A 25,401-nucleotide genomic window follows, 5' to 3' on the forward strand; every position below is an offset into this window, starting at 1 on the left:
GGCTCAGACCCGTTGCGGGCGCATGTCATCCCGGCTGATCCCGGCGACGGAGACCGGTTTCTTCATCGCGTCGCGGCGGAAGGGCTCGCCCAGTTCCTGGTTGAGCAGCACCTCAATGAAGGTCGTCTTGCCGTCATTCATCTGGGCCTTGATCGCGCGGTCCAACGCCTCGGTCAGTTCCTCCATCGACGAGACCTGCACCCCCTCGACCCCGCAGGCCTTGGCGATCCCGGCGTAGCTCACCTCCTGCGCCAGTTCGGTGCCGACGAAATTGTCGTCGAACCAAAGCGTCGTGTTCCGCTTCTCCGCGCCCCATTGGTAGTTGCGGAAGATTACCATGGTCACGGCGGGCCAGTCGTCGCGGTTCACGCTCACCATCTCGTTCATGGAAATGCCAAAGGCGCCGTCGCCGGCAAAGCCCACTACGGGCGTGTCCGGGCAGGCGATCTTGGCGCCGCAGATCGCCGGGAAACCGTAGCCGCAGGGGCCGAAAAGGCCGGGGGCGAGGTATTTGCGCCCCGCCTCGAACGTCGGGTAGGCGTTGCCGATGGCGCAATTGTTGCCGATGTCGGAACTGATGATCGCCTCAGTGGGCAGGGCCTTCTGGATCGCGCGCCACGCCATGCGGGGTGACATCTTTTCCGGCTCGCGGCTGCGCGCGCGTTCGTTCCAGGTAGTGCCGGGGTCGTCGTCTTCGTGGTCCATCGAAGTCAGCTCCTGCGCCCATGCCGACTTGGTCTGAGCGATCAGGTTGCGGCGTTCCTCGCGGCCTGCGTCACCGGCGCTCTCGCTCAGCCGGTCGAGAAGGCTGCGCGCCACCTTGCCCGCATCGCCCACGATGCCGACGCTCACCGGTTTGGTCAGGCCGATGCGGTCGGGGTTGATGTCGACCTGAATGATCTTGGCCTCCCGCGGCCAATAGTCGATGCCATAGCCCGGCAGGGTCGAGAAGGGGTTGAGCCGCGTGCCAAGCGCCAGCACCACGTCGGCCTTGGCGATCAACTCCATTGCCGCCTTGGACCCGTTGTAGCCCAGTGGCCCGACCGAGAGCGGATGCGAGCCGGGGAAGGCGTCGTTGTGTTGGTAGCCGCAGCAGACCGGGGCATCCAGCCGCTCAGCCAACTGCCGCGCGTCGTCGATGGCTCCACCGATCACCACGCCTGCGCCGTTCAGGATCACCGGGAATTTCGCCTTCGAGAGCAGTTCCGCCGCCTCGGCAATCGCCGTCTCCCCGCCCGAGGGGCGCTCGAATTCGACGATGGCGGGCAGATCGATGTCGATCACCTGTGTCCAGAAGTCGCGGGGGATGTTGATCTGAGCGGGGGCTGAGTGGCGCTTGGCCTGAAGGATCACGCGGTTCAGCGTCTCGGCGATGCGGCTGGGGTCGCGGACCTCCTCCTGATAGGCGACCATGTCGCGAAAGAGCGCCATCTGCTCGACCTCCTGAAAGCCGCCCTGACCGATGGTCTTGTTCGCCGCCTGCGGGGTCACCAGCAAAAGCGGCGTGTGGTTCCAGTAGGCGGTTTTCACCGGCGTCACGAAATTGGTGATGCCCGGCCCGTTTTGCGCCACCATCATCGACATCCGCCCCGAGGCGCGGGTGTAGCCATCGGCCATCATGCCCGAATTGCACTCATGCGCGCCGTCATAAAAGGTGATCCCGGCGGCGGGGAAGAGGTCGGAAATCGGCATCATGGCCGAGCCGATAATGCCAAAGGCCGTGTCGATCCCATGCATCTGAAGGGTTTTGACGAAGGCTTCTTCGGTGGTCATTTTCATTGCGCGATCCTTTGGGCATGGGGCAAAGCTATCGGCAAATTACGGGCAGGTGCAGGCCGGGGTTAGGGCCAGAATTCCGCCAGCCCTAAGGCCAGATCAGCGCAGGCGGTCAATCTCTTGCGCGATCAGCCCGACGCCCTCTTCGATCCGCGCGGCGGGGATCGAAGAATAGGCCAGCCGGTAGTAATTCGTGGCCTTCTCAGCCCCGGCGAAAAAGCCATGTCCCGGCTCCAGCAGCACATCCTGCGCGCGCAGGTTTTCGGCCAGTTCCGCCGTGTCCACACCCTCCGGCGCGCGCATCCAGAATGACGAGCCGCCATAGGCCCCCCGGCCCGACACGCGCAAACCATGGGTCTCTAGCGCCGCGTCCATGACCCGGCGGCGTTCGTGCAGCGCCAGCCCCATGCGGCGGATCTGGGCGTCGTAATGGCCAAGCGACAGGAAATAGGCGGCGGTGCGCTGGATATGCCCCGGCGGGTGCCGCAGGACCGAGGCGCGCAGCGCGCGGGCCTCACGGATGAAGGGTTCGGACCCTACCAGATACCCCAGTCGCAGCCCCGGAAAGAGCGATTTGGAAAAGCTGCCGACATAGATCACCCGCCCCTCGTTATCGAGCGATTTGAGCGCGGGCGAGGCGGGTTTGAGAAAGGACATCTCAAACTCATAGTCGTCCTCGACGATCAGCGCCTCCAGCGCGCGGGCGCGGGACAGCAGCGCGCGGCGGCGGTCCATCGGCATGGTGGCGTTGGTCGGGCATTGGTGGCTTGGGGTTGCGAAAATCACATCCGTATCGGGGGGGATCGCCTCGGGCGGGAGGCCGTCTTGATCCACCCGCACGGGCGTGATGTGGCAACGGGACTGGCTGAGAATACCGCTCAGCGCCGGATAGCACGGGTCTTCGAGCACGGCGCGGCGGCGTTGGGTCAGCAGTACCTGCGCGGTCAGCCAAAGCGCGTTTTGCGCGCCAAGGGTGATGAGGATCTGCTCGGGCCGGGCCGAGACGCCGCGCCGGGGCAGGATATGACGGGCAATGAACTCGATCAGTTGCGGGTCGTCCTGATCGTAGTAATCGGTCGTCATCGAGGTGAAATCGCGCTGGCCAAGGGCTTGCAGGGCGCAAAGCCGCCAGTTGGCATGATCAAAGAGCGTCGGGTCGGCTTGGCCATAGATGAACGGGTAGCGGTAGCTGGCCCAATCCTGCGGTTTGGCGGCCAGCCCATTGGCGCTGAACCGCTGCCCGATGGCGCGGGTCCAGTCGATGGCGTCATCCGCCTCGGCCCGGGGGGCGAAAGCGGGCGGGGCGGGCGCGTTGTCCGAGACGAAATAGCCAGACCGCCCGCGCGAGGTGAGGTAATCATTCGCCAAAAGCTCGGTATAGGCGATGGTCACGGTGATCCGGCTGACGCCGAGATGCGCGGCCAATCTGCGGGTCGAGGGCAGCTTCTCCCCCCGCTGGAACCGACCCGAGAGGATGCCTTGGGCGATCATCTGCTGGATCTGCTGTTGCAGGGTGCCTTGCGCATCGGGGCGCAGGAAAAAGGTTTCGACGGGCAGGGCCATGGGGCGAGGTTAAGCTGGCCTTAGGGGGAGTTCAATCTGGCATTACGACTGACCGAATTTATCCCCCGGGGCCGCGCCCGCACTTCCGTTCGCTTGGCCCCTCGCCTAGAACGATCGCATGAGCATTACCGCCCCCCTTTTGATCGCCGTGGACGGCGGTGGCACCGGTTGCCGTGCGGCCATCGGCACGCAGCGCGATGGTATCCTTGGCCGGGCCTCTGGCGGGCGGGCCAATATCGGCAATGACCCGGATCAGACCCTGATCAATATCCGCGCCACGATCGAAGCGGCGGCAGCCTCGGCGGGGCTGCCTGCCGCGGCGCTTGCCGGGGCCACTGCCTTTCTCGGCCTCGCCGGGATGAACGTCGCGCGGGACGCAGCGCGGCTGCGCGCGGCGCTGCCCTATGCCCGGATCATCGCGGAGGATGACCGCCCCGCCTGCGTGGTCGGCGCGCTTGGCGAAGGCGCGGAGGGCTGGGTTTTGGCCATCGGCACCGGCACGATCGTGGCCGCGACCGATGGCACGGCGTTTCGCTATGTCGGCAGCTGGGGGTTTCACTTGGCGGATCAGGGATCGGGCGCTTGGCTGGGCCGCGGCGCGCTAGATTTGGCGTTGCAATGTCATGATGGGGTGTTGCCCCAGAGCGACCTGACCCGCGCTTTGTTGGCGGATTTCGGAGATGATCCTGAGGCTTTCGTGGCCTTCAGCCTGACGGCGCAGCCGGGGGATTACGCGGCATTCGCGCCCAAGGTCATCGCGGCGGCTGAGGCCGGGGACCATCACGCGCAGGCGTTGATGCGGGAGGGCGCGGCCTATTACACCCGCGCGTTGAAGGCACTGGATTTCGCGCCCGGCGATCCGCTCTGTCTGCTCGGCGGGATCGGCCCGCATTACGCGCCGTACCTGCCGGAAGACCATTTGGCAGGCCGGATCGCGGCGCGGGGCACGGCGCTGGACGGGGCGTTTCATCTGGCCTGCAAGGCCGCGGCGGAGGAGGTTCTGTGATGAGCGAGATCGCGAAGGTTTTCACCGAGGCCCAGATCCACGACGGCAAGCGGTTGCACCCCGGCAGGGTGCTGGCGCAGATGCAGGACGGCAGCCGCCGCATCCTCACCGCCGAAGAGGTGCCGCAGGGCATCGTGGCAGAGCCTATGGCGGGCGGCGTGCTCTGCCCCGGCTTCGTCGATCTTCAGGTCAATGGCGGCGGCGGGGTGATGTTCAACGACAGCCCCGATGTGGCCACCCTGCGGCGCGTGGCCAAGGCGCATCGCGGCACGGGGGTTGCGGCGCTGCTGCCCACCTTGATCACCGACACGCCCGACAAGACCGAAGCGGCCATCGAGGCCGTCGTCGATGCCATTGCCGAAGGGGTGCCGGGTATCATCGGGCTGCATCTGGAAGGCCCGCATCTGTCGCTTGCCCGCAAGGGGGCGCATGACGGGGCGCTGATCCGCCCGATGCGTGACGCCGACCTTGCCCTGATCCTACGCGCCGCCGCGCGTCTGCCGAATCTCATGGTCACCGTCGCGCCAGAGAACACCAGCACCGCGCAGATCGCCGCGATGGCCGAGGCGGGGGTCGTGGTCTCGCTCGGCCATAGCGATGCGGATTACGAGACCTGTATGGCGGCCTTCGACGCGGGCGCGTCCTGCGTGACCCATTTGTTCAACGCGATGAGCCAGATGGGCAACCGCGCGCCGGGGTTGGTCGGGGCGGCATTGGCGCGGGATGGGGTTCATGCCGGTCTGATCGCCGATGGCATCCATGTGCATCCCGCTGTCATGCGCAACGCGCTGGCGGCCAAACCTTCGGGCATTTTCCTTGTCAGCGATGCCATGGCGACGGCTGGGTCGGATATCACGGGCTTCACCCTCAACGGTCGGGAGGTGTATCGCGCCGAAGGGCGGTTGACCTTGGCGGATGGCACGCTGGCGGGGGCTGATCTGGAAATGGGCCGCGCGGTGCATACGCTGACCCATGCGGTGGGGGAGCCGCTGGAGGTGGCCCTCGCGCGGGCGATCTCGGGGCCGGTTGCGCTGTTGCGCGATGACATGGGGCTGGGCCGGATCGAAAGCGCGACCTACCCCTTGGTGCTTTTCGATCCCGAAAGCGGCGCGGCGCGGGTGGTGGGTTAGCCCGCCACGAGCCGCCAGAAAAACACCGCGCTCATGCCGAACCCGATGGCGGCGATCAGCCAGCGCACGGTCTCTTTCGGCAAGGCCCGCGCCAAGGGCGCCCCGGCATAGCCGCCCGCCGTGGCCGCCAGCATCATCAGCAGCGCCTGCGGCCATGCAACCAGACCGGCCAAGGCAAAGACCGCCACGGAAATCGAGGAGAGCACGAAGCTCAGCCCGGTCTTGAGGCCGTTCATCCCGTGAAGATCGGTCATTCCCCAAAGCGCGAAAAGGGCCAGCAGAACGATGCCCAAACCCCCGTTAAAATAGCCGCCATAGACACTGACCGCAAAGAGGCCGAACGCGCCTTGGGGCGTCAGGGCGCGGGCATGGGCGGCGGCGAAGGCGCGGATGCGGTCGCCCAGCAGAAACGCCAGCGTCGCCGCAAGCAGTAGGAAAGGCACGACGACGGAAAAGGCCGCGTTGGAAGAGATCAGAAGCAAGCCTGAACCGACCACACCGCCGGCCAGTGTGATGAGGCACAGCCGCAGCAGCGCGCGGCGGTCGAAGCGGCCAAGCTCGTTGCGAAAGCCAAGAGCGCCTGCGAGGTAGCCCGGAAACACCGCCACGGCGCTGGTCGCATTGGCGGCCACGGGGGGCATGCCGGTAAAGACCAGCGCCGGAAAGGTCAGAAAGGTGCCGCCCCCGGCGATGGTGTTCAACACCCCCGCGCCGAAGGCCGCGATCAGCAAGATCGCGATATCGCTTATTGTGGTCATGGTTCCTCCCCGCGCCCTTGGGGCGCTTGATCCCTGTTAGGATCAAATCATGTCGGTGCCAAGGTGAGGGGAGAGGCGGAAACGAAAAAGGGCTCCGACCGATGGTCGAAGCCCCGATAACGCGAAATCGCGCGATGTCAGCCGTTTATGGGCAAGCCGCGACGTAGCGCTGGCCGTTGGCGTTCTGGTAAACGCATTTGCCGGACTGTGTCTGGCCGATGTAGTTGCCAGCTGCCGCACCAGCGAGACCGCCGATGATTGCGCCTTGAACCTTGTCGTCACCGCCTGAAACGGCAGCACCGGTGGCAGCTCCGAGAGCCGCGCCAGTCAGAGCACCTTGGTTGGAGGTGGTGCCGTCACAAGCGGCGAGGCCGGCGATCATCGGAATTGCGATAAGAAACTTCTTCATGTCTTTCTCCCAGTTTACTCATTTGCCAACGCGGGGGGATTGGAAGAGGTTCCCGCGAAGGCGCTACATTTTCAGAAAAATCCCGCGGGTTTCGATCTGCGGCGATCTTTCGGTGCGATGTCATGTTCGGGCAAGACAGGGGTTTAGATAGACGAAGGCGGCACCGGGTCAACCGATGCCGCCTGTCGCATGCCGCAAGACGCGGTTTTACGCCGAAGTGAAGACCCGGCCCAAGGCGCCATCGACTGCTGTGATGATCTCATCAATATCATCGCGGGTGGCGATCAGCGCGGGCGAGAAACACAGCGTGTTGTTCTTGCCGGGCAGGGATCGGTTGGTGGCGCCGATGATCACCCCTTGGGCCATGCAATCGCCCACCACGGCCTGAATGCGCTTTTCCTCGACGGGGGCGCGGCTGTCGCGGTCCGTCACCAGTTCGGCCCCCAGAAACAGCCCCTTGCCGCGCACGTCGCCGATCACCTTGTGCTTGTCGGCCAGCCCATGCAGCTGTTCGAGCATGTAGTCGCCCATCTTGGTGGTGTTCTCCAACAGGTTCTCACGCTCGATGATGTTCATGTTTTCGATGCCCGCCGTCGGCCCTGCGGTGCAGCCGCCAAAGGTCGAGATGTCGCGGAAATAGTTCAGCGGATCGCTGGCATCGTCCTTGAACATGTCAAAGACCGCATCGGTCGTGACCAGACAGGCGATGGCGGCATAGCCCGAGGCGACGCCCTTGGCCATGGTCACCATGTCGGGCTGGATGCCGTAGTGCTGATAGCCGAACCATGTGCCGGTGCGGCCCACGCCGCAGACGACCTCGTCGATGTGCAGCAGGATGTCGTATTTGCGGCAAATCTCCTGCACGCGCTCCCAATAGCCTTCGGGCGGGGTGATGACGCCGCCGCCTGCCGTGACCGGCTCAAGGCAGAGCGCGCCGACGGTTTCCGGCCCTTCGGCGAGGATCACCTTTTCGATCTGATCGGCGGCCCAGATGCCGTAGTTTTCCTGCGGGGCGCCGTCCTGCTCGAAGGCGCGATACTTAAGGCAGTGCGGCACCCGCACGAAGCCCGGTGCGAAGGGGCCGTATTGCGCATTGCGCTCGTCCTGACCGCCTGCCGAGAGACAGCCAAGCGTGGTGCCATGGTAGTCGCGGTCGCGGTAGAGGATCTTGTGCTTCTTGCCGCCGTAGCGCTTGTGCGCGATCTGGCGGACCATTTTGAAGGCTTTCTCATTCGCCTCGGAGCCGGAGTTGCAATAGTAGACGCGGTCCAGCCCCGGCATCTTGTCGAGCAATTTCTCGGCGAAATGGGAGCCGGGGATCGAGCCTGCGGAACCGGCGAAATAGTTCAGCTTGATCAGTTGGTCGCGCACCGCATTGGCGATGCTTTCGCGTCCATAGCCAACGTTGACAGTCCAGACACCGCCCGAGACGGCGTCAAGGTGTTCTTTGCCCTTTTGGTCCCAGACCCGGATTCCCTTGCCTTCGACGATGATGCGCGGGTCGGTGGTTTCATAGGGTTTGTGCTGGCTCAGGTGGTGCCAGATATGCGCGCGGTCGGCTTCGACAACGCGGGAGATGTCGTTCTCGTTGAAATTGCCGTCCATGGGGCAAACCTTTCTTTACGGGTGGGCGAGCCCACGAATGAAGCCCGCGCAAAGGCGGGGTAAACTGTTCCAAGAACACCGCGAATAGGCAAGATCCAGTAGTGCCAGTTTGCCCCCTTCGGTGAGGCCAGAGGGGGCGATTTCTTTAAGGAAATGGCGCCGGATGCAAAAACGCCGGGGTGAGGCCCCGGCGTTTGGTCTTACTTCGATTTCGGGCCGCGTTTGCCGCCCTGTTTGCCGATCTTATTCGGTGGGGTGAAGCGTTTGGACGGGTCGGAGGCCCGTTTATAGGACTTCTCTCCGCCCGGCGTGGTGGCCGATGTGGTCGGTTTGCCTTTGCCCTTGCGCGGGGCGTCGCCCGCGGGCTTTTCCTTTTTCCAGACAGCCTTTGCCTTGGGCTTGCCGCTCGTGTCGCCGCCCGATTTGGGCTTGGGCGTCGCGCCGGGCTTCATCGGGCTACGCTCGGTCTTATGCGATTTCGGCGGGCGTTCGCCCTTGGGGGCGCGGGGTTTGTCGAACTTGGGCTTGTCGTATTTCGGCTTGTCGAAAGACGCAGCACCGGGGCCGTCGCTGGATTTCGCGCGGGGTTTGCGCGGGGCGGGGGCGGCATCCGGGTCATAATCGCCGCGCGGTTTGCGGGGGCCGCGGTCGCCTTTGAAACCGCCGGGTTTCGGGCCACGTTTGCCGCCGGGTTTCGGGCCGCGCGGCAGGTCCGGGGCCTTGTCCAGCTTGGTCAGCACAACGCCGTCTTCCAGTTTCATGTCGCCGCCGAGCGTGTCGAGCAGGCCGGGCACCGAGGCTTCGGCCACCTCCACGAAACTGTGGCTGTCTTGCACGCGGATCGCGCCGATGTCGTCCTTGGTCAGGTCGCCCCGGCGGCAGAGCATCGGCAGCAACATGCGCGGCTCGGCCCCGTCTTTGCGCCCGGTGGAGACCGAGAACCAGACCGATGGGCCAAAGTCGCGGCGCGGCTTGTCCTCGCCCGGCGCGCCGGGGTCGCTCAGCTCTTCCGGGGCGGACTGGCGCTTGCGGTAGAGGTTGACGAAAGCGGTGGCCAATTGCTCGGCGCTGAATTTCTCGACCAGCGAGGTGACGAATTCCGCCGCATCCTCGGGCGCAGGCTCCACCCATGCGGAATCGGCCAGCAGGCGGGCTTCGTCAGCGGCGTTGACCTCGGCGGCGGAGGGCGGTGCGGCCCATTCCACTTTCAGCTTGGCCCAGCCCAGAAGCCGGTTTGCCTTGCTGCGCATCTTGGGCGGTACGATCAGGGCCGAGACCCCCTTGCGCCCGGCGCGGCCCGTGCGGCCCGAGCGGTGCAGCAGCGTGTCGGAGTTGCTGGGCAGATCGGCGTGGATCACCAGTTCGAGGTTCGGCAGGTCGATGCCGCGTGCGGCCACATCCGTCGCGATGCAGACCCGCGCGCGCCCGTCGCGCAGCGCCTGCAGCGCGTTGGTCCGCTCGGATTGCGTGAGCTCACCCGAAAGCGCCACGACCGAAAAGCCGCGGTTGGTGAACCGCGTCGTCAGCCGCGCCACGGCGGCGCGGGTGTTGCAAAAGACGATGGCGTTCTTGGCCTCGTAGAAGCGCAGCACGTTAATGATCGCGTTCTCGGTGTCGCGCGGATGCACGTTCAGCGCGCGATACTCGATGTCGCTGTGCTGTTTGGTCTCGCCCACGGTGGTGATGCGCTGCGCATCGCGCTGGTAGGATTGCGCGAGCTTGGCGATGGCTGCGGGCACGGTGGCCGAGAACAAGAGCGTGCGGCGTTCCTCGGGGGATTCCGACAGGATGAACTCAAGATCCTCGCGGAAGCCGAGGTCAAGCATCTCGTCAGCCTCGTCCAGCACCACGGCGCGCAGGGAATCGAGGTCGATGTTGTTGCGCTTGATGTGGTCACACAGACGCCCCGGCGTGGCGACGACGATATGCGCGCCCCGGTCCAGCGCCCGGCGCTCGGTCCGGGTGTCCATGCCGCCGACGCAGGTGGTGACCACCGCGCCCGCTTTGCCGTAAAGCCAGGTCAACTCGCGGCTGACCTGCATGGCCAATTCGCGCGTCGGCGCGATGATCAGCGCCAGCGGCGCGCCCGCTTGGCCGAAATGCGTGTCCTCGCCCAGAAGCGTCGGCGCGATGGCAAGGCCGAAGCCCACCGTCTTGCCCGACCCGGTTTGGGCCGAAACCAGAAGGTCTTGATCGTTCAGCGCAGGGTCTGTGACGGCCTCCTGTACGGCGGTAAGTGTTTCATAACCCTGTTGGGCAAGGGCATCGGCAATAGTCTGGATCACGAAGGCTGTCCTGTCTTGAACGTTGTGCGGGGGGCGGGCACGTGGGGTGCTACCAGCCACGGCAAAGGAATCCGACCGTCGGTAGAGGGTCGGGGATGGAATGTACATGGGGGTTTTGTGGCGAATTGTCACCCTTTTTACCGGTTTGGCGGCTTTCCGGGCCTGAATGGGCGGGGAAGTGCCATTTTAGCTCTGATCCGGCCCGCTCACATCTCGGTCAGGCCGATGGCGCGGGCGGGCGGCTTGGGGTAGCTATGATCCAAAGCGGAAAGAGAGAGTGAGGCTATCTGGTGCAAAGCGATCTGCCCCTGACGCGGGATTTGGTGCTGGTGGGGGGCGGGCACGCCCATGCGCTGGTGCTGCGCAAATGGGGGATGGACCCGCTGCCCGGCGCGCGGCTGACGGTGATCAATCCCGGCCCCACCGCACCTTATACGGGCATGTTGCCCGGCCATATCGCCGGGCATTACGACCGCGATGCATTGGAGATCGACCTGATGCGCCTGTGCCGCCACGCAGGGGCGCGGTTGATCCTTGGGGCGGCGACGGGGATCGACCGCGCGGCGCGGGAGATCACGGTCGAAGGGCGCGGCGCCGTGGCCTATGAGGTGGCGTCAATCGACATAGGCATCACGGCCAAGATGGACCTGCCGGGATTTGCCGAACACGCGGTCGGGGCCAAGCCGCTCGATCTCTATGCCGCGCGTTGGCGGGAGTTTCTCGCGGCGGTCAAGGCGGGGGAGCAGCCGCCCGAGGTGGCGGTGATCGGTGGCGGTGTGGCGGGCTGCGAGCTTGCCATGGCGATGGCCTTTGCCCTGCGCGACGTGGGGGAGCAGCCTGCGGTGACGGTGGTGGAACATGGGCCGCAGCTTTCCGGCATGGCCCCCCGGACCGAGGCGATGGTGCGGCGGCAGATGGCAGAGCTTGGGCTGACCGTGGCGCTTGAGGCCAAGGTCACGCAGATCACCGACCGGCAGGTGCTCTTGGCGGATGGCGCGCCGATCCCTGCGGCGCTTTGCGTGGGGGCTGCGGGGGCGGTGCCGCAGGGCTGGCTTACCCAGACCGATCTGCCGCTGCATGCGGGGTTCATCCGCGTCGGGGCCGATCTGGGGGTTGTAAATGATGACAGGCTCTTCGCCGTTGGCGATTGCGCGCATATGGAGGCCAGCCCGCGCTCCAAGGCCGGTGTCTTTGCAGTGCGGGCGGCACCGGTGCTGCACGACAACCTGCGCGCGGCGCTCAGCGGCGGGGCACGGCGGGCGTTCAAACCGCAGCGGCATTATCTCAAGCTGATCTCACTCGGCGGGAAAGCCGCCGTGGCGGAGCGGAATGGGCTGGCCCTTGGCGGTGCGCTGCTGTGGCGGTGGAAGGACCGGATCGACCGGAAGTTCATGGACGGGCTCGATGACCTGCCCGAGATGAAGACCGATGCGCTGACGGGCCCGGTGGCCTCGGGCGTGCAGGAGGCGCTGGCGGGCAAGCCGCTCTGTGGTGGATGCGGGGCCAAGGTGGGCGGCGCGGTGCTGGGCGATCTTTTGGCCGCGGTGCAGGCGCCCGTCTCGGGCGATGTGCTCACCGGGGCGGGCGATGATGCGGCGGTGCTGCGCCAACCCTGTGGCGGCTTTCAGGTGATGAGCACGGATCACCTGCGCGGTTTTGTCGAAGACCCCGCAATGATGGCGCGGATCGCGGCGGTGCATGCTTTGGGCGATGTCTGGGCCATGGGGGCCAAACCACAGGTGGCGCTGAGTTCGATCATCCTGCCGCGCATGTCGCCCGAATTGCAGGCCCGGACCCTGCGCGAGATCGCGGTGGCCGCGCAGGAGGTGATGGCGGGTGCAGGCGCGCAGATCGTGGGCGGCCATACGACCATGGGCGCGGAACTGACCATCGGCTTTACGGTCACCGGTACGCGGGACGCGAGGCCCATCGGCCTCGGTGGCGCGCAGCCGGGCGATCTGCTGATGCTGACCCGGCCCATCGGGTCGGGGGTGATCCTTGCAGGCCATATGGCAGGGATCGCGCCGGGGCGGGTGGTGGCCGAAGCGCTCCGCGTCATGGCCACACCGCAGGCGCGGGAGGCGGAGATTTTGGGCAAGGCCCATGCGATGACGGATGTGACGGGCTTTGGCCTTGCCGGGCATTTGCAAGCGATTTGCCGTGCCTCGGGATTGGCGGCGGAGCTTTGGGCGGAGGCGGTGCCGATCTACCCCGGCGCGCAGACGTTGTCGGATCAGGGGGTGGCCTCTTCCCTGCTGGCGGTCAATCAGGCGGACGCCCCGATTGCGGCGGCAGGCCCGGTGAAACCGCTTTTCCACGATCCGCAAACCGCCGGGGGGCTGCTGGCAGCCCTGCCCGAGGATGCCGCGAAAGCGGCGCAGGCGCGGTTATTGGCCGAAGGCTTGGCGGGCCATATCCTCGGGCGGCTTGAGGCGGGGGTGCCTTCTATCCGTTTGCGGTGAAACGGCTGTGCAGGGCTGCGGCGGTTTCGGCCAATGTGCTGTCATCAAGCCGGTCGAGCGTCAGCCGGGCGCGCGGGGCAGGGTTGCGGCTGGCGGCCTTGGCATAGCGCGGATCGTAATGCTGGCCGATCAGCCCTTCGGCGAGGCTGGCCCAATCGCCCGCGCGGGCTTGGGCCTGCCACTGGGTGATCGTCTCTCCGCTATGATAGGGCCGCAGCCTGTCGATGCGGTTTTCCAGCATGGCGGGGTCGGTGGTCAGGTCATCATAGGCCCGGCACAGAAAATCCGCCCGCGCGGCCAAGGGGGCGGCGATCTCAACCCGCGCGGCGTCGCGCATCGCGGCCCAAAGCGCAGGTGGAAGGGTGATGTCGCCGATCTTGCTGCTCTCGGCTTCGACCCATGTCACCTGCGCGGGGTCGAGCGGCAATAGCGCTTGGGCGAGCCGCGATTCGAACATCTTTTGATGCGGCTGCCCGCCGTCCACCGCGCCGAAGAGCGATCCGCGATGTTGGGCCAGCCCTTCGAGGTCAAGCACCTGCGCGCCTGTCTTGGCCAGATGGTGCAGCAGCCGTGTCTTGGCGGTGCCGGTGCCGCCTTCGATCAGCATCAGCCGATGCGGCAGGGGCGTGTCGTAGAGCGCCGCGACCACGAGCCGCCGGTAGCTGCGATAACCGCCGCGCAGAAGTTGCACGCGCCAGCCGACCTGATCGAGGATCGTCGAAAAGGCCCCCGACCGCTGCCCGCCGCGCCAGCAATAGACCAGCGGCTGCCAGCTACCGTCTTTATCCGCCAGTGCCGTTTGCAAATGTCGCGCGGTGTTCTGCGCCACCAGCGCCCCGCCGATCTTGCGCGCGTCAAAGGGGCTGACCTGCTTGTAGATCGTGCCCACCTCGGCGCGCTCCGCGTCCGACAGCACGGGTAGGTTAATGGCACCGGGCAGATGATCCTCGGCAAACTCCATTGGCGCGCGCACGTCGATGATCGTATCGACGCGGAGCTGGGCGAGGTCCGACAGGGCGGTGAGGGTGCAGGGGGTCATCTGGGGGTCCGGCAAAGCCCCGCGCCCCGTGACAGGGCGCGGGGGAATGGCTCAGGCCTTGGCGGCGATCACCAGCACCTCGACCAGATATTCCGGCGTGGCCAGTTTGGATTCGCCGCAGGCGCGGGCGGGGGCTTGGCCCTCGGGCACCCATGCGTCCCAAACGGCGTTCATGGCTTCGAAATCGGCCATGTCGGCCAGCCAGATGGTCGATTGCAGGATGCGGGTCTTGTCGCTGCCAACCTCGGCCAGAAGGGCGTCGACCTTATCAAGGCAATCTTGGGTCTGCTGGGCCACATTCGCCCCCGCCGTGCCGACCTGACCGGCAAGGTAGATCACATCACCATGCTCGACGATTTGGCTCATGCGGGTGTTGGTGTGGTGGCGTTTGATCTCGGTCATTCTGTCTCTCCTCTGACGTTGCAAAACTTGTGGCAGCTTTACGTGGGAGAGGCCAGATCAAAGCCTGTGCATCAAGACCTCTCGATCGGGCCGCCCGCTTTTTCCCAGCCGCCGAAGCCGTCCTTGAGATGGGCCGCGTCAAAGCCCATGTCTTGCAGCGTCGCGACCGAGATGGCCGAGCGCCAGCCAGAGGCGCAGTGAAAGACGAACTTCTTGTCTTGGGCAAAGACCTCTTTGAAATAGGGGCTCTCGGGGTCGACCCAGAACTCCAACATGCCGCGCGGGCAGTGGAAGGCACCGGGGATGAACCCGGTGCGTTCGCGTTCGCGGGGGTCACGCAGGTCGACGAATTGCACGTTTTCGTCCTCCAGCATGGCGATGGCCTCAGTGCTGTCGATCTCTTCGATCCGGGCGCGGGCCTCGGCGACCATTTGCGCGGCGGTTTTCTTAAGGGCCATCTGTCTTCTCCTTACAGTTTGTTCAGCAACTCAGGCGTGGGCCAGCCATCGACGGGCATGCCAAGACGGGCCTGTTCCGCGCGTACGGCGGCTCGGGTGCCGGAGCCGAGGATGCCATCCACATCGCCCACGTCATAGCCCTTGGCTTGCAGTTTGCGTTGAAGCGTCTTCATCGCCTCGCCGCCAAGGCCGGGGGCCGGGTTGCCCGCATCATAAACCTGCGCGCCTTCCAGCCGGGTGGCAAAATAGGCAGCGGTCATCACGTAGGTAAAGCTCTGGTTCCACTCGAAATAAACGCGGAAGTTCGGATAGGCGATGAAAGCAGGCCCGCCGCGCCCTTGTGGCAGCAGGACGGAGGCGGTTAGCCCCTCGGCCAGCGGCCCGTTGCGGGGGGAGACACCCATCGCCTGCCATTCGCTGACGGGTTTCGTGGTCTCCAGCCCGGTTTGCGACCAGTCGAAATCCTGCGGCAGGGTGACCTCGGCCAACCAAGGCTCGTCCGCGCGCCAGCCGAGGCTTTGCAACATCTTGGCGCCGGACAAGAGCGCATCGGGGGCGGAGGTCTTGAGCGAGACCGCGCCGTCGCCGTCGCCATCTACCCCGTTCTCTAGGATGTCGCGCGGCAGCATTTGCACCATGCCGATCTCACCGGCCCAAGCACCGGTGGTGGTGGCCGGGTCGAACTCACCGCGCTCGAAAAGCTCTAGCGCCGCGAAAAGCTGTGGGCGGAACAGTTCGGGGCGGCGGCAGTCATGGGAAAGGGTCGCCAGCGCGTTGGCGGTGTTGAAGTCGCCTTGGATTGCGCCGTAATCCGTCTCGAACGCCCAGAAGGCCAAAAGCACCCCACGGCTGACGCCGTATTCCGCCTCGATCCGGTCAAAGATGGCGTCGTATTTCTCGGCCATGGCGCGGCCTCGGTTGATCCGGTTTTCCGAGATCAGGCGGCGCGAGAATTCGATGAAGGGCTTTTGAAACACCCCTTGGGCCTGATCGGCGCGCAGCACGGCGGGGTCTTGGCGCAGGCCGGCAAAGAAACGCTCGGCCTTGGCGGGATCGGCGCCGTTCGCCACGGCCTCGGCCTTGGCATCGGCGATGAAACTGGAGAAATCTCCGCCGCATTTGGCTTGCGCATAGGCGCTGGCGGGAAGGGTGAGCGCCGCGAGTGCGGCGGCGAGAAACGTGGGGCGCATGGATACCTCTTTGTCACAGACAGGCCAAAACTAGGGCGATTGCCCACATCACCAACCATGCCTGCCAGAGGCGGGTGATGGCCGCATCGATCTCCAAAGGTCCGATGACGCGCGCCCCCGCGCCATGCACCCAAGGAAACTGCTGCACCTGCCCATCATAACTGCGCGGACCGGCGAGGGCCACACCTATGGCCCGCGCCATGGCGGCTTCCGGCCAACCGGCGTTGGGCGAACGGTGCAGCGCCGCGTCGGCCTTGATCTCGCGCCAGAGGTGCAGCACCCCGCCGGGCAGGGCGATGAGCAGTGCGGTCAGCCGTGCGGGGGCGAGGTTCAGAAGGTCATCCATTCGCGCCGGGGCCCAGCCGAAATCGGCATAGCGCGGGGTGCGGTAGCCGATCATACTGTCGGCAGTATTGACGATTTTATAGACCAGCAGCCCCGGCAGCCCGCCCAGCAGGAACCAAAAGGCAGGGGCGATGATCCCGTCGCTAAGGTTCTCCGCCCCGCTTTCGATGGCAGAGCGGGCGACGGCGTCTGCGGGCATCGCGGCGGTGTCGCGGCTGACGATCATCGCCACGGCGCGGCGCCCTGCGGGCAGGGACTGGCGCAGGCCATCTGCCACGGCGCGCAGGTGCTCAACGAGGGAACGTTGCGCCAGCAGGATGGCGGCGAGGATGATCTCGATGAGGGGGCCAAACAGGCTGAGCCCCCAGCCGAGCAGCGCGGCCCCAATCATCAGCGCCAGCAGCAGTGCCACCCCCTTGGCGCGGCGGGCTTGGCTGTGGTTCAACCGACGATCCCCCCAACCGATCAGCCGCCCCATCAGAACTGCCGGATGCGGCAGGCGACGCCAGAGCCAATCCGGCTCTCCAAGCGCGGCGTCCAGCAGCATGGCCAGCGCGAGGATCGCCGCCGTGCTCATGCCAGCGCCTGCTCCAACCGCGCCCAACCTATCGAGGGCGGCAGGCCAAGGCGCAGCCAGCGCGGATTGTAGGGGAAGATGCGGCTCCAGATCTGGTGCTGGGCGAGGCGGGTTTGCCAAGCCTGCGCGTCTTCGACCTCATAGAGCCGGAAAAGCGGGGTGCCGCCGACGATCTCTGCGCCTGCTGTGGTCATCAGCCCATCGAGACGCGCGACCTCGGCCCCCAGCCGCGCCCGCGTGGCCTCGGCCCATGTTTCATCCCGCAGCGCCGCTGCGCCGATATGCAGCGCGGGGCCACTGACCGGCCATGGCCCAAGCATCTGTTCAAGCCGCGCGACCAAGGCCGGATCGCCGATCACGAACCCCAGCCGCAGCCCGGCCAGCCCCCAGAATTTGCCAAAGCTCTTGAGGATCAGCGTGCCGGGCACCGTGGCCTGCACCATCAGGGTGGCGTCGGGCGTGATGTCGCAAAAGCTCTCATCAATGATGCTGAGCGGGGCTGTCGTCTCTGCCATGGGCCACAGGCGCCCGTCGGGGTTGTTGGGATGGACGTGAACGGCGGCTTCGGCCTCGCCCGTCTCGACCACTTGCCAGCCGTTCTCGGCGAAGCTGGCGGCATGTTCATTGTAGGTCGGCCCGGGGATGCGCACGCGGCCTTTCGAGGCCAGCGCCGGGATCCGCGCGATGGCCGAGGAGGCCCCCGGCACGGCGAGGATCGCGGCCCCTTCTGGCACTTGCCAAAAGCCGCGGGCGGCGGCCAGCAGCGCGTCTTGCGCCGCGGCGTCGGGGAGGGCAGCCCATGCGCCCGCAGGCAGGGCAGGTATTGGGTAGGGCGCGGGGTTGATCCCAGTGGAAAGGTCGATCCAATCCGAGCGCTCTCCGCCGAAACGCGCCGCTGCCGCATCGACACCGCCGCCGTGGTCGCGCTGGTCTGGCTTTTGCATGATCATCCCCCTGCCGTCGTCGCTGCGGTGAAAGCGCAAAAGCGCTGCGCGATCAAGCGCCTTCCACGGGGCAGGGGGAGGGGAGGTCAGCCGCGCCCGTGCGGCGCGTCGAAGTCCAGCACCGGATTGATCGGGATGATGCGGTGCGGGTTAATCATGTCATGGCTGTAGTGATAATGCCGCACGATATGGTCGAAGTTCACCGTCTCGGCCACGCCCGGCACCTGATAGAGTTCGCGCGTATAGGCCCAGATGTTCGGGTAATCGACGATCCGGTGGCGGTTACATTTGAAGTGCAGGTGATAAACCTTGTCGAAGCGCACCAACGTGGTGAAAAGCCGCCAGTCGGCCTCGGTCATCCGGTCGCCCGCGAGGTAGCGGTTCTGCGACAGGATATCTTCGATCCAGTCCAGCGAGTCGAAGAGCGGATGCACGGCAGCGTCATAGGCCTTCTGCGTGGTGGCGAAACCGGCTTTGTAAACGCCGTTGTTCACCGTGTCATAGACGCGGGCGTTCACCTTTTCGATGCGGTCGTGCAGCTGCGCGGGGTAATAGTCATCACTGTTGCCGGTGATCGCGTCGAAGGCGCTGTTGAACATGCGGATGATTTCGGCGCTCTCATTGCTGACGATGGTCTCGCGCTCTTTGTCCCAGAGGATCGGCACGGTCACGCGGCCTGTGAAATTGGGATTGGCACGGGTGTAGATGTCGCGGGCATAGGGCAGGCCGAAAAGCGTGTCGCCCGTGGCACCGGGGAAATCCGTGTCAAAGGTCCAACCCTCGCCCAGCATATCGGGATGCACGACAGAGACACCGATGTGATCCTCAAGCCCCTTCAACTGGCGGAAGATCAGCGCGCGATGCGCCCATGGGCAGGCATAGCTGACGTAGAGGTGATAGCGCCCCGATTCTGCCTTGAACCCGCCTTCGCCGCTTGGTCCGGCGCTGCCGTCGGCGGTCACCCAGTTGCGAAACTTGGCCTCGCTGCGCTCAAACTTGCCGCCCGAGGATTTGGTGTCATACCATTTGTCTTGCCATTTACCATCGACCAATAGGCCCATCTTGTTCTCCTTTCCGCGTTTGAGGGTATATCTAGGGCAGGGCGCGGGGACCGCCCATCTTCATAGGTGCGCAGCCGCTCTGCGCTGATGCAGACTGCCCAAACGTCACCAATTCTTAACTTGAATTTTCTACGCTTTCCGCCAGCTTAGAGGCATCAGCGGGGGGATTGCGCATGGAAGAATTTCTGTCGAAAGAAATACAGGCGGGGCTGGATGCCGCGCGTATGGCAAGCCTGCGCAAGGGCGCGCGCCTGCGGCTTGAGGCGGGCGGTGATGTCTACCGCGTACTGCGCATGTGGAAGACCGGTTTCTCCGTCGATGCGGAGGATGCGCCGAAGCTGCGCGGGCTGGTCGATCTCTATGACGGCAGCCTGCATCTGTTCCAATGTCTGATCGTGGCGAGCGAGGAAGAAGCGGGCGAGATGCGCTATGAGTTCAAACGCGCCACCGCCGTGGCGGACCGTCCGCCGCTTGACTTCGAACGCCCCGCCGATGCGCCGCTGGGTCTGATCGAAGACGGCCGCGCTTGAAAGGGCGGCACGGCGGGGCTGCCCCGCCGCGCCGTTTCGTTACTGCAAATCACTGAAGGCTTTGGTGAGCCGCTCGCAGGCTTCCTCGACCCGTGCGCGCGGGGTGGCGAGGTTGAAGCGCATGAAGCTTTCGCCCCCCGTGCCAAAGGTGGCGCCGTGGTTGGCGGCGATAGCGGCGCTCTTCTCGACACGGTCCTGAAACTCTGCAGGCTCCATGCCGGTGCCCGAAAAGTCCACCCAAGCCAGATAGGTCGATTCCAGTGGCATCGAGCTTAGCCCCGGGATCGCGTTCACCGCCTCGTCGAAAAGCTTTCGGTTCCCGTCGAGATAGGCGGTCAACTCATCCACCCAAGCGGCCCCTTCGGGCGAATAGGCGGCGGTCGCCATGATCAGTCCGAAGGAGTTGGCCGAAACGCCCAAGGCCGCCATGCGCCGGGCAAAGCGCTCGCGCAGTTTGGGGTCGTGAATGATGACGTTCCCGGTATGGCCGCCCGCGATGTTGAACGTCTTGGTCGTGGCGGTCATCATCACCAGACGGTCTTCAATCCCGTCGATATGTGCCATGGGGATATGCTTGTGCCCCGGCATCACCAGATCATGGTGGATCTCATCCGAGACCAGCACCAGATCGTGCCGCTTGGCGAAGTCGGCCACGCTCTGCAGTTCCTCACGGCTCCAGACCCGCCCGCCGGGGTTATGCGGCGAGCAGAGGATCACCATCTTCTCATTCCCGGTCATCAGGGCGTCATAGGCGTCGAAATCCATCTCGTAGCGCCCCGAGGCATTGGTCAGCGGGCATTCCACCACCCGACGCTCGGCGGCGTTAATCACGCGGGCAAAGGCGTGATAGACCGGGGTGAACAGCACCACCCCATCGCCGGGCTGGGTGAAGGCATCGACACACATAGCGGTGCCGTTCACCAAACCATGCGTGGTAAAGATCGCCTCGGCGTCGATTTTCCAGCCGTGGCGGTTTTCCATCCACCATTGGATCGCGGCAAGGTATTTGCTGTCATCGCCGAAATACCCGTGCACCCCGTGATCAATTTGGGCCTGAAGCGCGTCCTGCACCACCTGCGGGGGCCGGAAATCCATGTCGGCCACCCACATGGCGATGCCGGTATCCGCAGGCACGCCATAGATCGCTTCCATCTTGTCCCATTTCGCACAATGGGTGCCGCGCCGGTCGATGATGTCGTCAAAGCTCATGCTGGTCTCTCCTGATATTGCGGCCAAGCTAACGGCTGCCGCAGGCGCTGCAAGCCCCCGGTTGCGCGATGCACGGGCATGGCCTAAATGAGCGGGATGAAACGCCCGATCCTTTTGCACCCCGATCCACGGCTCAAGAAAGCCGCAGCCCCCGTCGCCGATCTCAGCGACGAGCTGCGCGTGCTGGGCGATGATATGTTGACCACCATGTATGATGCGCCGGGCATCGGCCTTGCCGCGCCGCAGATCGGCGTGTTGAGCCGGGTGATCGTGCTGGATTGCGTCAAGGAAGAGGGCGAAGCGCCCCGGCCCTTGCTGATGTTCAATCCTGAGATCGTGGCTTCTTCGGATGGGCTCAACACCTATGAAGAAGGGTGTCTCAGCATCCCCGACCAATATGCCGAGGTGACCCGCCCGGCGGAGGTTGAGGTGCGCTGGCTCGACCGCGACGGAAACGAGCAGCAGGAGGCCTTTGACGGGCTTTGGGCGACCTGCGTTCAGCATGAGATCGACCACCTCGACGGCAAGCTTTTCATCGACTACCTCAAGCCGTTGAAGCGCCAGATGATCACCCGCAAGATGGTCAAGCTCAAGCGCGAGCTGGCGCGCGGATGAGCGTGCTGGAGGTTCTCCGCTGGCCCGACCCGCGACTGGCCGAGATCTGCGCCCCGGTCGAAGAGATCACGCCCGAGATCGAACGCCTTGCCGACGATATGCTGGAAACGATGTATGCCGCACCGGGGCGTGGCCTTGCCGGGCCACAGGTGGGCGCGATGCTGCGCATCTTCGTGATGGATGCGGGCTGGAAAGAGAATAAGTCCGACCCGCTGGTCTGCATCAACCCGATGTTTCAAGAGATCGGCGAAGAACGGGTGACCAATACGGAAGGCTGCCTCAGCATCCCCGGCATCAGCACCGACATTTCGCGCCCTGCGCAGGTGCAGATGGTCTGGACCGGTCTGAACGGGGGCCGCTATGTGCAGAGCATGGAAGGCGCCGCTGCGCTGATCGCGCAGCATGAGATGGACCACCTTGACGGTGTGGTGACCTTCGACCACCTCGACGCGGAGACCCGCGCGGCCAAGATTGCGGAGTTCAACGTACAATGACCCTACGCCGCTATGTTCCATGGCCCGACAAACGCCTGCGCAGCCCCGCCGAACCCATCGATGCGGTGACGGATGAAATCCGCACGCTTTGGGATGACATGATCGAGACGATGGATGCCATGCCCGGCGTCGGCCTTGCCGCGCCGCAGATCGGGGTGATGTTGCAGGTGGCGGTGGTCGATGCCTCGGAAGCGCGCAACAAACGCATCCGGCTGGCGAACCCGGTGATCGTCGATGCCTCTGCCGTGTTGCATCCTTACGAGGAAGCCAGCCCCAATCTGCCCGGTTTCAGCGCCGTGATCCGCCGCCCGCGTGGGGTGAAGGTACGGTTCCTTGACGAGACGGGAGCCGAGGTGGAACGTGATTTCGTCGGGCTGGAAGCGGTGAGCGTGCAGCACCAGATCGACCATCTGGCAGGCAAGATGTATTTCGACAACCTCAGCAAAACCAAGCGCGACATGCTGTTGCGCAAGGCACGCAAACAGAACGGCTGACGGCGCTCTCCAAGGCGCTGTCCGGCAGGAGTGAACAGATGCGACTGATCTTCATGGGCACGCCCGATTTCTCGGTGCCGATCCTTGATGCGCTGGTGCAGGGCGGGCATGAGATCTGCGCGGTCTATTGCCAGCCGCCCCGCCCCGCCGGGCGCGGCAAGAAGCCCCGCCCCAGCCCGGTGCAGCAACGCGCCGAAGCGCTTGGTCTGCTGGTGCGCCATCCGGTATCGCTCAAACATCCTGAGCCGCAGGAAGAATTCGCCGCGCTTGAGGCCGATGCGGCGGTGGTCGTGGCCTACGGTCTGATCCTGCCGCAGCCCATTCTCGACGCGCCGAAACAGGGCTGTTTGAACATCCACGCCAGCCTGCTGCCGCGCTGGCGCGGGGCGGCGCCTATTCACCGTGCAATCATGGCGGGCGACGATAAGACCGGCGTGTGCATCATGCAGATGGAAGCGGGGCTGGATACCGGTCCGGTGCTGCTGTGCGAAGAGACCAAGATCGGCAGCGATGAGACCACGGCACAGTTGCATGACCGGTTGAGCGCCATGGGCGCGGTTGCGATCAACAAGGCGCTGTCGCAACTGACCGATCTGACGCCGCAGACCCAGCCCGAAGAGGGCGTCACCTATGCCGCCAAGATCGACAAGGCCGAAGCGCGGATCGACTGGACCCGCCCGGCGGTCGAGGTGGACCGGCTGATCCGCGGGCTTTCGCCCTTTCCGGGGGCATGGTTCGAGATTGACGGCCAGCGCGTGAAAGTCCTCGGCTCGGTGCTGGACGAGGGCACCGGCGCGCCGGGTGAGGTGCTGTCGGTCGCGCTGCGCATTGCCTGTGGCGAGGGGGCGGTGCGGCTGACGCGGCTACAGCGCGCGGGCAAGGGCGTGCAGGAGGCGGATGTGTTTCAACGCGGTGCGCAGATCGCAGTGGGCGCGCGTCTTAGCTGAGGCCGAGGTTCAGCTTTTGGGCGGGGTGCTTTTGTAGACCGGCAGGTGCCAGCCAAAATAAAGCGACCCGGCGCGCAGCACCCAAGTCGTCGCAGCGCAGGCCAGCAGCGGGTAGAGCGTGCCATCGAAATAGGGCGCCAGCAGCACGGCAACGGCGGCACCGGAGAGCGCCGCGGTAGCGTAAAGCTCGCCTTGGGTCAGCACCAGCGGCAACTGCCCCACCACCACATCGCGCATCAGCCCGCCCATACAGCCGGTGATCATGCCCATGACGATGATGATCGGCGCGGATTGCTCTTGCGCCATCGCCACACCAACCCCTGCCGCGACCGCGACGGCAAGCGCCAGACTGTCGAGCCAGATCAGAGTGCGAAAGCGGCTTTCCAGCAGGTGGGCTGTGAAAAACACCACCAAAGCGGCCAGGATGGCCACGCCCAACATGCTGGGGGTCTCGATCCAGAAGATCGGGTTGCGGTCGAGCAGGAGGTCACGGATCGTGCCGCCGCCCACGGCGGTCAGGCAGGCGATAAAGGCAAAGCCCACGATATCAAGCTGCGCCCGGCTGGCAACAAGCGCGCCGGTGATGGCAAAGACCAGCACGGCGGCATAGTCCAGCAGGGCGAGCAGAGTCACTTCTTGCTGCCCGGTTTGAAGGGGGCCATGCCCGCGCGGGCCAGTTCATCGGCGCGCTCGTTCTCGGGGTGGCCGGCGTGGCCCTTGACCCATTTCCACGTCACATTGTGCCGCGCATTCGCGGCGTCCAGCCGTTGCCAAAGCTCGGCATTCTTGACCGGCTTCTTGGCCGCGTTCTTCCAACCGTTCTTTTTCCAGCCGAAGATCCAACCGGTGATGCCGTTTTTGACGTAGTTGCTATCAGTCACCAGCGTGATCTCGGTCGGGCGGCTGAGCGATTCCAGGGCCGAGATTGCGGCCATCAACTCCATGCGGTTGTTGGTGGTCTGCGCCTCGCCGCCCTTCAACTCGCGCTCCTTGACGATCTGGTCGCCCTCCATCGCGCGCATCAGCACGCCCCAGCCGCCGGGGCCGGGGTTGCCCGAACAGGCACCGTCAGTATAGGCGTAGAGGTCAGGCATGGGTATCTCCGGCAGTTTCCAGCGCGGTTTAGGCGGCTGGCGCGCGGCGGTCAATCAGGCGGGTTGGCGCAGAACACGCGGCACCTTGAATTCCACGTTCTCCTGCGCGGTCTCGACCAGATCGGTGGTCACGTCGTAGCGCGCTTTGAAGGCGTCGATCACCTCATTGATGAGCACTTCGGGGGCCGATGCGCCCGCCGTGATGCCGATGCTGCCGATGCCCTCCAGCGCGCGCCAATCGATGTCATCCGCGCGCTGCACCAGTTGCGCATAGGCGCATCCCGCGCGGGCGCCGACTTCGACCAACCGTTTGGAGTTCGAGGAATTCGGCGCCCCCACCACCAGCATCGCGTCGCATTTCGGCGCCATGGCTTTGACCGCTTCCTGACGGTTGGTCGTGGCATAGCAGATGTCTTCTTTATGCGGGCCGATGATGGCGGGGAAACGCGCCTGTAGGGCGGCCACGATATCGGCGGTGTCGTCAACGCTGAGCGTGGTTTGCGTGACATAGGCCAAACGCGCGTCATCGCGCACGGTGACCTGGGCCACATCGTCGGGCGTTTCTACGAGCAGCACATCGCCCTCGGGCAGTTGGCCCATGGTGCCGATTGTTTCGGGATGGCCCGCGTGGCCGATCATGATGATCTGAAGGCCCGCATCCGCGTGACGCTGCGCCTCGATATGCACTTTGGAGACCAGCGGGCAGGTCGCGTCGACATAGATCATGTTGCGCGCCTGGGCCGCCGAGGGCACGGATTTCGGCACGCCATGGGCGGAAAAGATCACCGGGCGGTCGTCGGGGCATTCGCTGAGTTCCTCGACAAAGACCGCGCCCTTGTCGCGCAGCCCGTCGACGACGAATTTATTGTGCACGATCTCATGGCGCACATAGACCGGCGCGCCCCATTTCTCGATCGCCATTTCGACGATCTTGATCGCCCGGTCCACGCCCGCACAGAATCCGCGCGGCGCGGCGAGGTAGAGGGTAAGAGGCGGTTTGGTCATGGC

General features: G+C 65.2%; 25 protein-coding genes. 8 read left to right on the top strand and 17 right to left on the bottom strand.

The annotated features are described in order from the left end of the window. Positions 1-3: 3 nt before the first annotated feature. Complete coding sequence (xsc, locus tag ACGYKA_RS09630; RefSeq protein ID WP_394412090.1) at positions 4-1,779, bottom strand: sulfoacetaldehyde acetyltransferase; 1,776 nt, start codon at positions 1,777-1,779, stop codon at positions 4-6. 96 nt (positions 1,780-1,875) lie between these two features. Next, positions 1,876-3,339, bottom strand: coding sequence for a PLP-dependent aminotransferase family protein (locus tag ACGYKA_RS09635; protein WP_394412093.1), 1,464 nt, complete (start codon positions 3,337-3,339; stop codon positions 1,876-1,878). A 118-nt stretch (positions 3,340-3,457) separates the two neighbouring features. On the opposite strand from ACGYKA_RS09635, the gene ACGYKA_RS09640 reads away from it, so the two are divergent. Together ACGYKA_RS09640 and nagA are read left to right on the top strand one after the other, a co-directional pair. Further along, positions 3,458-4,345: a BadF/BadG/BcrA/BcrD ATPase family protein gene (locus ACGYKA_RS09640; protein WP_394412096.1), complete on the top strand. Its 888-nt coding sequence runs from the start codon at positions 3,458-3,460 to the stop codon at positions 4,343-4,345. Continuing rightward, positions 4,345-5,475, top strand: coding sequence for an N-acetylglucosamine-6-phosphate deacetylase (nagA, locus tag ACGYKA_RS09645; RefSeq protein ID WP_394412098.1), 1,131 nt, complete (start codon positions 4,345-4,347; stop codon positions 5,473-5,475). The genes ACGYKA_RS09640 and nagA overlap by 1 nt, the downstream gene beginning before the upstream one ends. On the opposite strand, the gene ACGYKA_RS09650 is transcribed toward nagA, so the two are convergent. The 4 genes from ACGYKA_RS09650 to ACGYKA_RS09665 form a co-directional block, all read right to left on the bottom strand. Beyond that, on the bottom strand, positions 5,472-6,233 hold the full coding sequence (locus ACGYKA_RS09650; protein ID WP_394438683.1) for a sulfite exporter TauE/SafE family protein: 762 nt from the start codon (positions 6,231-6,233) through the stop codon (positions 5,472-5,474). The genes nagA and ACGYKA_RS09650 overlap by 4 nt on opposite strands. 145 nt (positions 6,234-6,378) lie before the next feature. Continuing rightward, entirely contained in the window at positions 6,379-6,642 is a 264-nt protein-coding gene (locus ACGYKA_RS09655; RefSeq protein WP_209216644.1) for a glycine zipper 2TM domain-containing protein, read from the bottom strand. A gap of 207 nt (positions 6,643-6,849) precedes the next feature. Continuing rightward, positions 6,850-8,247 (bottom strand): aspartate aminotransferase family protein, encoded by a 1,398-nt coding sequence (locus ACGYKA_RS09660; RefSeq protein ID WP_394412104.1) that lies wholly within the window; start codon positions 8,245-8,247, stop codon positions 6,850-6,852. Positions 8,248-8,447: 200 nt separating this feature from the next. Continuing rightward, complete coding sequence (locus ACGYKA_RS09665) at positions 8,448-10,532, bottom strand: DEAD/DEAH box helicase (RefSeq protein WP_394412107.1); 2,085 nt, start codon at positions 10,530-10,532, stop codon at positions 8,448-8,450. Positions 10,533-10,822: 290 nt separating this feature from the next. On the opposite strand from ACGYKA_RS09665, the gene selD reads away from it, so the two are divergent. After that, positions 10,823-12,994 carry a selenide, water dikinase SelD gene (gene selD / locus ACGYKA_RS09670; protein WP_394438688.1) on the top strand — a complete coding sequence of 724 codons (2,172 nt, stop codon included), beginning with the start codon at positions 10,823-10,825 and terminating at the stop codon, positions 12,992-12,994. Here selD and mnmH read toward each other — a convergent pair. From mnmH to ACGYKA_RS09705, 7 genes are all read right to left on the bottom strand, one after another. Continuing rightward, positions 12,978-14,033, bottom strand: coding sequence for a tRNA 2-selenouridine(34) synthase MnmH (gene mnmH, locus ACGYKA_RS09675; protein WP_394412113.1), 1,056 nt, complete (start codon positions 14,031-14,033; stop codon positions 12,978-12,980). The two genes, selD and mnmH, sit on opposite strands and share 17 nt — an antisense overlap. 51 nt (positions 14,034-14,084) lie before the next feature. Beyond that, a complete protein-coding gene (locus ACGYKA_RS09680; RefSeq protein ID WP_394412115.1) occupies positions 14,085-14,435 on the bottom strand; it encodes a RidA family protein in 351 nt (116 codons plus the stop codon). 71 nt (positions 14,436-14,506) lie between these two features. After that, complete coding sequence (locus ACGYKA_RS09685) at positions 14,507-14,893, bottom strand: rhodanese-like domain-containing protein (RefSeq protein WP_067265622.1); 387 nt, start codon at positions 14,891-14,893, stop codon at positions 14,507-14,509. 11 nt (positions 14,894-14,904) lie between these two features. Further along, entirely contained in the window at positions 14,905-16,083 is a 1,179-nt protein-coding gene (locus tag ACGYKA_RS09690) for a lytic murein transglycosylase (RefSeq protein ID WP_394417348.1), read from the bottom strand. Positions 16,084-16,096: 13 nt separating this feature from the next. Next, on the bottom strand, positions 16,097-17,005 hold the full coding sequence (gene cbiB, locus ACGYKA_RS09695) for an adenosylcobinamide-phosphate synthase CbiB (RefSeq protein ID WP_394412121.1): 909 nt from the start codon (positions 17,003-17,005) through the stop codon (positions 16,097-16,099). Continuing rightward, positions 17,002-17,955 carry a threonine-phosphate decarboxylase CobD gene (cobD, locus tag ACGYKA_RS09700; RefSeq protein WP_394412124.1) on the bottom strand — a complete coding sequence of 318 codons (954 nt, stop codon included), beginning with the start codon at positions 17,953-17,955 and terminating at the stop codon, positions 17,002-17,004. Before cobD ends, cbiB begins: the two co-directional genes overlap by 4 nt. Positions 17,956-18,035: 80 nt before the next feature. Next, positions 18,036-19,010, bottom strand: a complete 975-nt coding sequence (locus ACGYKA_RS09705; protein WP_394412127.1) for a glutathione S-transferase family protein — start codon at positions 19,008-19,010, stop codon at positions 18,036-18,038. A gap of 173 nt (positions 19,011-19,183) precedes the next feature. Between ACGYKA_RS09705 and ACGYKA_RS09710 the strand changes: the two genes are divergently transcribed. Then, positions 19,184-19,540, top strand: coding sequence for a hypothetical protein (locus ACGYKA_RS09710; protein ID WP_394412130.1), 357 nt, complete (start codon positions 19,184-19,186; stop codon positions 19,538-19,540). 39 nt (positions 19,541-19,579) lie between these two features. Here ACGYKA_RS09710 and ACGYKA_RS09715 read toward each other — a convergent pair whose 3' ends face one another. After that, positions 19,580-20,749, bottom strand: coding sequence for a MalY/PatB family protein (locus ACGYKA_RS09715; RefSeq protein ID WP_394412132.1), 1,170 nt, complete (start codon positions 20,747-20,749; stop codon positions 19,580-19,582). Positions 20,750-20,845: 96 nt separating this feature from the next. Here ACGYKA_RS09715 and def (ACGYKA_RS09720) point away from each other — a divergent pair, with 96 nt between their 5' ends. From def (ACGYKA_RS09720) to fmt, 4 genes are read left to right on the top strand one after another with little or no spacing between them, the layout of a single operon-like run. Next, on the top strand, positions 20,846-21,364 hold the full coding sequence (gene def, locus ACGYKA_RS09720; protein ID WP_394412135.1) for a peptide deformylase: 519 nt from the start codon (positions 20,846-20,848) through the stop codon (positions 21,362-21,364). Next, the gene (def, locus tag ACGYKA_RS09725; protein WP_394412138.1) at positions 21,361-21,858 is read left to right on the top strand and encodes a peptide deformylase; all 498 of its coding nucleotides are present in this window, start codon (positions 21,361-21,363) and stop codon (positions 21,856-21,858) included. The genes def (ACGYKA_RS09720) and def (ACGYKA_RS09725) overlap by 4 nt, the downstream gene beginning before the upstream one ends. Further along, positions 21,855-22,352, top strand: coding sequence for a peptide deformylase (gene def / locus ACGYKA_RS09730; protein ID WP_168612657.1), 498 nt, complete (start codon positions 21,855-21,857; stop codon positions 22,350-22,352). Before def (ACGYKA_RS09725) ends, def (ACGYKA_RS09730) begins: the two co-directional genes overlap by 4 nt. Before the next feature lie 38 nt (positions 22,353-22,390). Next, positions 22,391-23,299: a methionyl-tRNA formyltransferase gene (gene fmt / locus ACGYKA_RS09735; protein ID WP_394412140.1), complete on the top strand. Its 909-nt coding sequence runs from the start codon at positions 22,391-22,393 to the stop codon at positions 23,297-23,299. Positions 23,300-23,308: 9 nt separating this feature from the next. Here fmt and ACGYKA_RS09740 read toward each other — a convergent pair whose 3' ends face one another. From ACGYKA_RS09740 to ispH, 3 genes are read right to left on the bottom strand one after another with little or no spacing between them, the layout of a single operon-like run. Next, a complete protein-coding gene (locus ACGYKA_RS09740) occupies positions 23,309-23,932 on the bottom strand; it encodes a trimeric intracellular cation channel family protein (RefSeq protein ID WP_394412143.1) in 624 nt (207 codons plus the stop codon). After that, complete coding sequence (rnhA, locus tag ACGYKA_RS09745; RefSeq protein ID WP_394412146.1) at positions 23,929-24,393, bottom strand: ribonuclease HI; 465 nt, start codon at positions 24,391-24,393, stop codon at positions 23,929-23,931. Before rnhA ends, ACGYKA_RS09740 begins: the two co-directional genes overlap by 4 nt. Before the next feature lie 54 nt (positions 24,394-24,447). Then, positions 24,448-25,398: a 4-hydroxy-3-methylbut-2-enyl diphosphate reductase gene (ispH, locus tag ACGYKA_RS09750; RefSeq protein ID WP_394412149.1), complete on the bottom strand. Its 951-nt coding sequence runs from the start codon at positions 25,396-25,398 to the stop codon at positions 24,448-24,450. Positions 25,399-25,401 lie beyond the last annotated feature (3 nt).

It is taken from the genome of Sulfitobacter sp. 1A15106 (genome assembly GCF_043556995.1).
Lineage (GTDB): Bacteria > Pseudomonadota > Alphaproteobacteria > Rhodobacterales > Rhodobacteraceae > Sulfitobacter > Sulfitobacter faviae.

Bases quoted from the DNA above. Each gene is read 5' to 3' on its own strand.
- xsc (WP_394412090.1), bottom strand. From the start codon at position 1,779: ATGAAAATGACCACCGAAGAAGCCTTCGTCAAAACCCTTCAGATGCAT.
- ACGYKA_RS09635 (WP_394412093.1), bottom strand. From the start codon at position 3,339: ATGGCCCTGCCCGTCGAAACCTTTTTCCTGCGCCCCGATGCGCAAGGC.
- ACGYKA_RS09640 (WP_394412096.1), top strand. From the start codon at position 3,458: ATGAGCATTACCGCCCCCCTTTTGATCGCCGTGGACGGCGGTGGCACC.
- nagA (WP_394412098.1), top strand. From the start codon at position 4,345: ATGAGCGAGATCGCGAAGGTTTTCACCGAGGCCCAGATCCACGACGGC.
- ACGYKA_RS09650 (WP_394438683.1), bottom strand. From the start codon at position 6,233: ATGACCACAATAAGCGATATCGCGATCTTGCTGATCGCGGCCTTCGGC.
- ACGYKA_RS09655 (WP_209216644.1), bottom strand. From the start codon at position 6,642: ATGAAGAAGTTTCTTATCGCAATTCCGATGATCGCCGGCCTCGCCGCT.
- ACGYKA_RS09660 (WP_394412104.1), bottom strand. From the start codon at position 8,247: ATGGACGGCAATTTCAACGAGAACGACATCTCCCGCGTTGTCGAAGCC.
- mnmH (WP_394412113.1), bottom strand. From the start codon at position 14,033: ATGACCCCCTGCACCCTCACCGCCCTGTCGGACCTCGCCCAGCTCCGC.
- ACGYKA_RS09680 (WP_394412115.1), bottom strand. From the start codon at position 14,435: ATGACCGAGATCAAACGCCACCACACCAACACCCGCATGAGCCAAATC.
- ACGYKA_RS09685 (WP_067265622.1), bottom strand. From the start codon at position 14,893: ATGGCCCTTAAGAAAACCGCCGCGCAAATGGTCGCCGAGGCCCGCGCC.
- ACGYKA_RS09690 (WP_394417348.1), bottom strand. From the start codon at position 16,083: ATGCGCCCCACGTTTCTCGCCGCCGCACTCGCGGCGCTCACCCTTCCC.
- cbiB (WP_394412121.1), bottom strand. From the start codon at position 17,005: ATGAGCACGGCGGCGATCCTCGCGCTGGCCATGCTGCTGGACGCCGCG.
- cobD (WP_394412124.1), bottom strand. From the start codon at position 17,955: ATGATCATGCAAAAGCCAGACCAGCGCGACCACGGCGGCGGTGTCGAT.
- ACGYKA_RS09705 (WP_394412127.1), bottom strand. From the start codon at position 19,010: ATGGGCCTATTGGTCGATGGTAAATGGCAAGACAAATGGTATGACACC.
- ACGYKA_RS09710 (WP_394412130.1), top strand. From the start codon at position 19,184: ATGGAAGAATTTCTGTCGAAAGAAATACAGGCGGGGCTGGATGCCGCG.
- ACGYKA_RS09715 (WP_394412132.1), bottom strand. From the start codon at position 20,749: ATGAGCTTTGACGACATCATCGACCGGCGCGGCACCCATTGTGCGAAA.
- def (WP_394412135.1), top strand. From the start codon at position 20,846: ATGAAACGCCCGATCCTTTTGCACCCCGATCCACGGCTCAAGAAAGCC.
- def (WP_394412138.1), top strand. From the start codon at position 21,361: ATGAGCGTGCTGGAGGTTCTCCGCTGGCCCGACCCGCGACTGGCCGAG.
- def (WP_168612657.1), top strand. From the start codon at position 21,855: ATGACCCTACGCCGCTATGTTCCATGGCCCGACAAACGCCTGCGCAGC.
- fmt (WP_394412140.1), top strand. From the start codon at position 22,391: ATGCGACTGATCTTCATGGGCACGCCCGATTTCTCGGTGCCGATCCTT.
- rnhA (WP_394412146.1), bottom strand. From the start codon at position 24,393: ATGCCTGACCTCTACGCCTATACTGACGGTGCCTGTTCGGGCAACCCC.
- ispH (WP_394412149.1), bottom strand. From the start codon at position 25,398: ATGACCAAACCGCCTCTTACCCTCTACCTCGCCGCGCCGCGCGGATTC.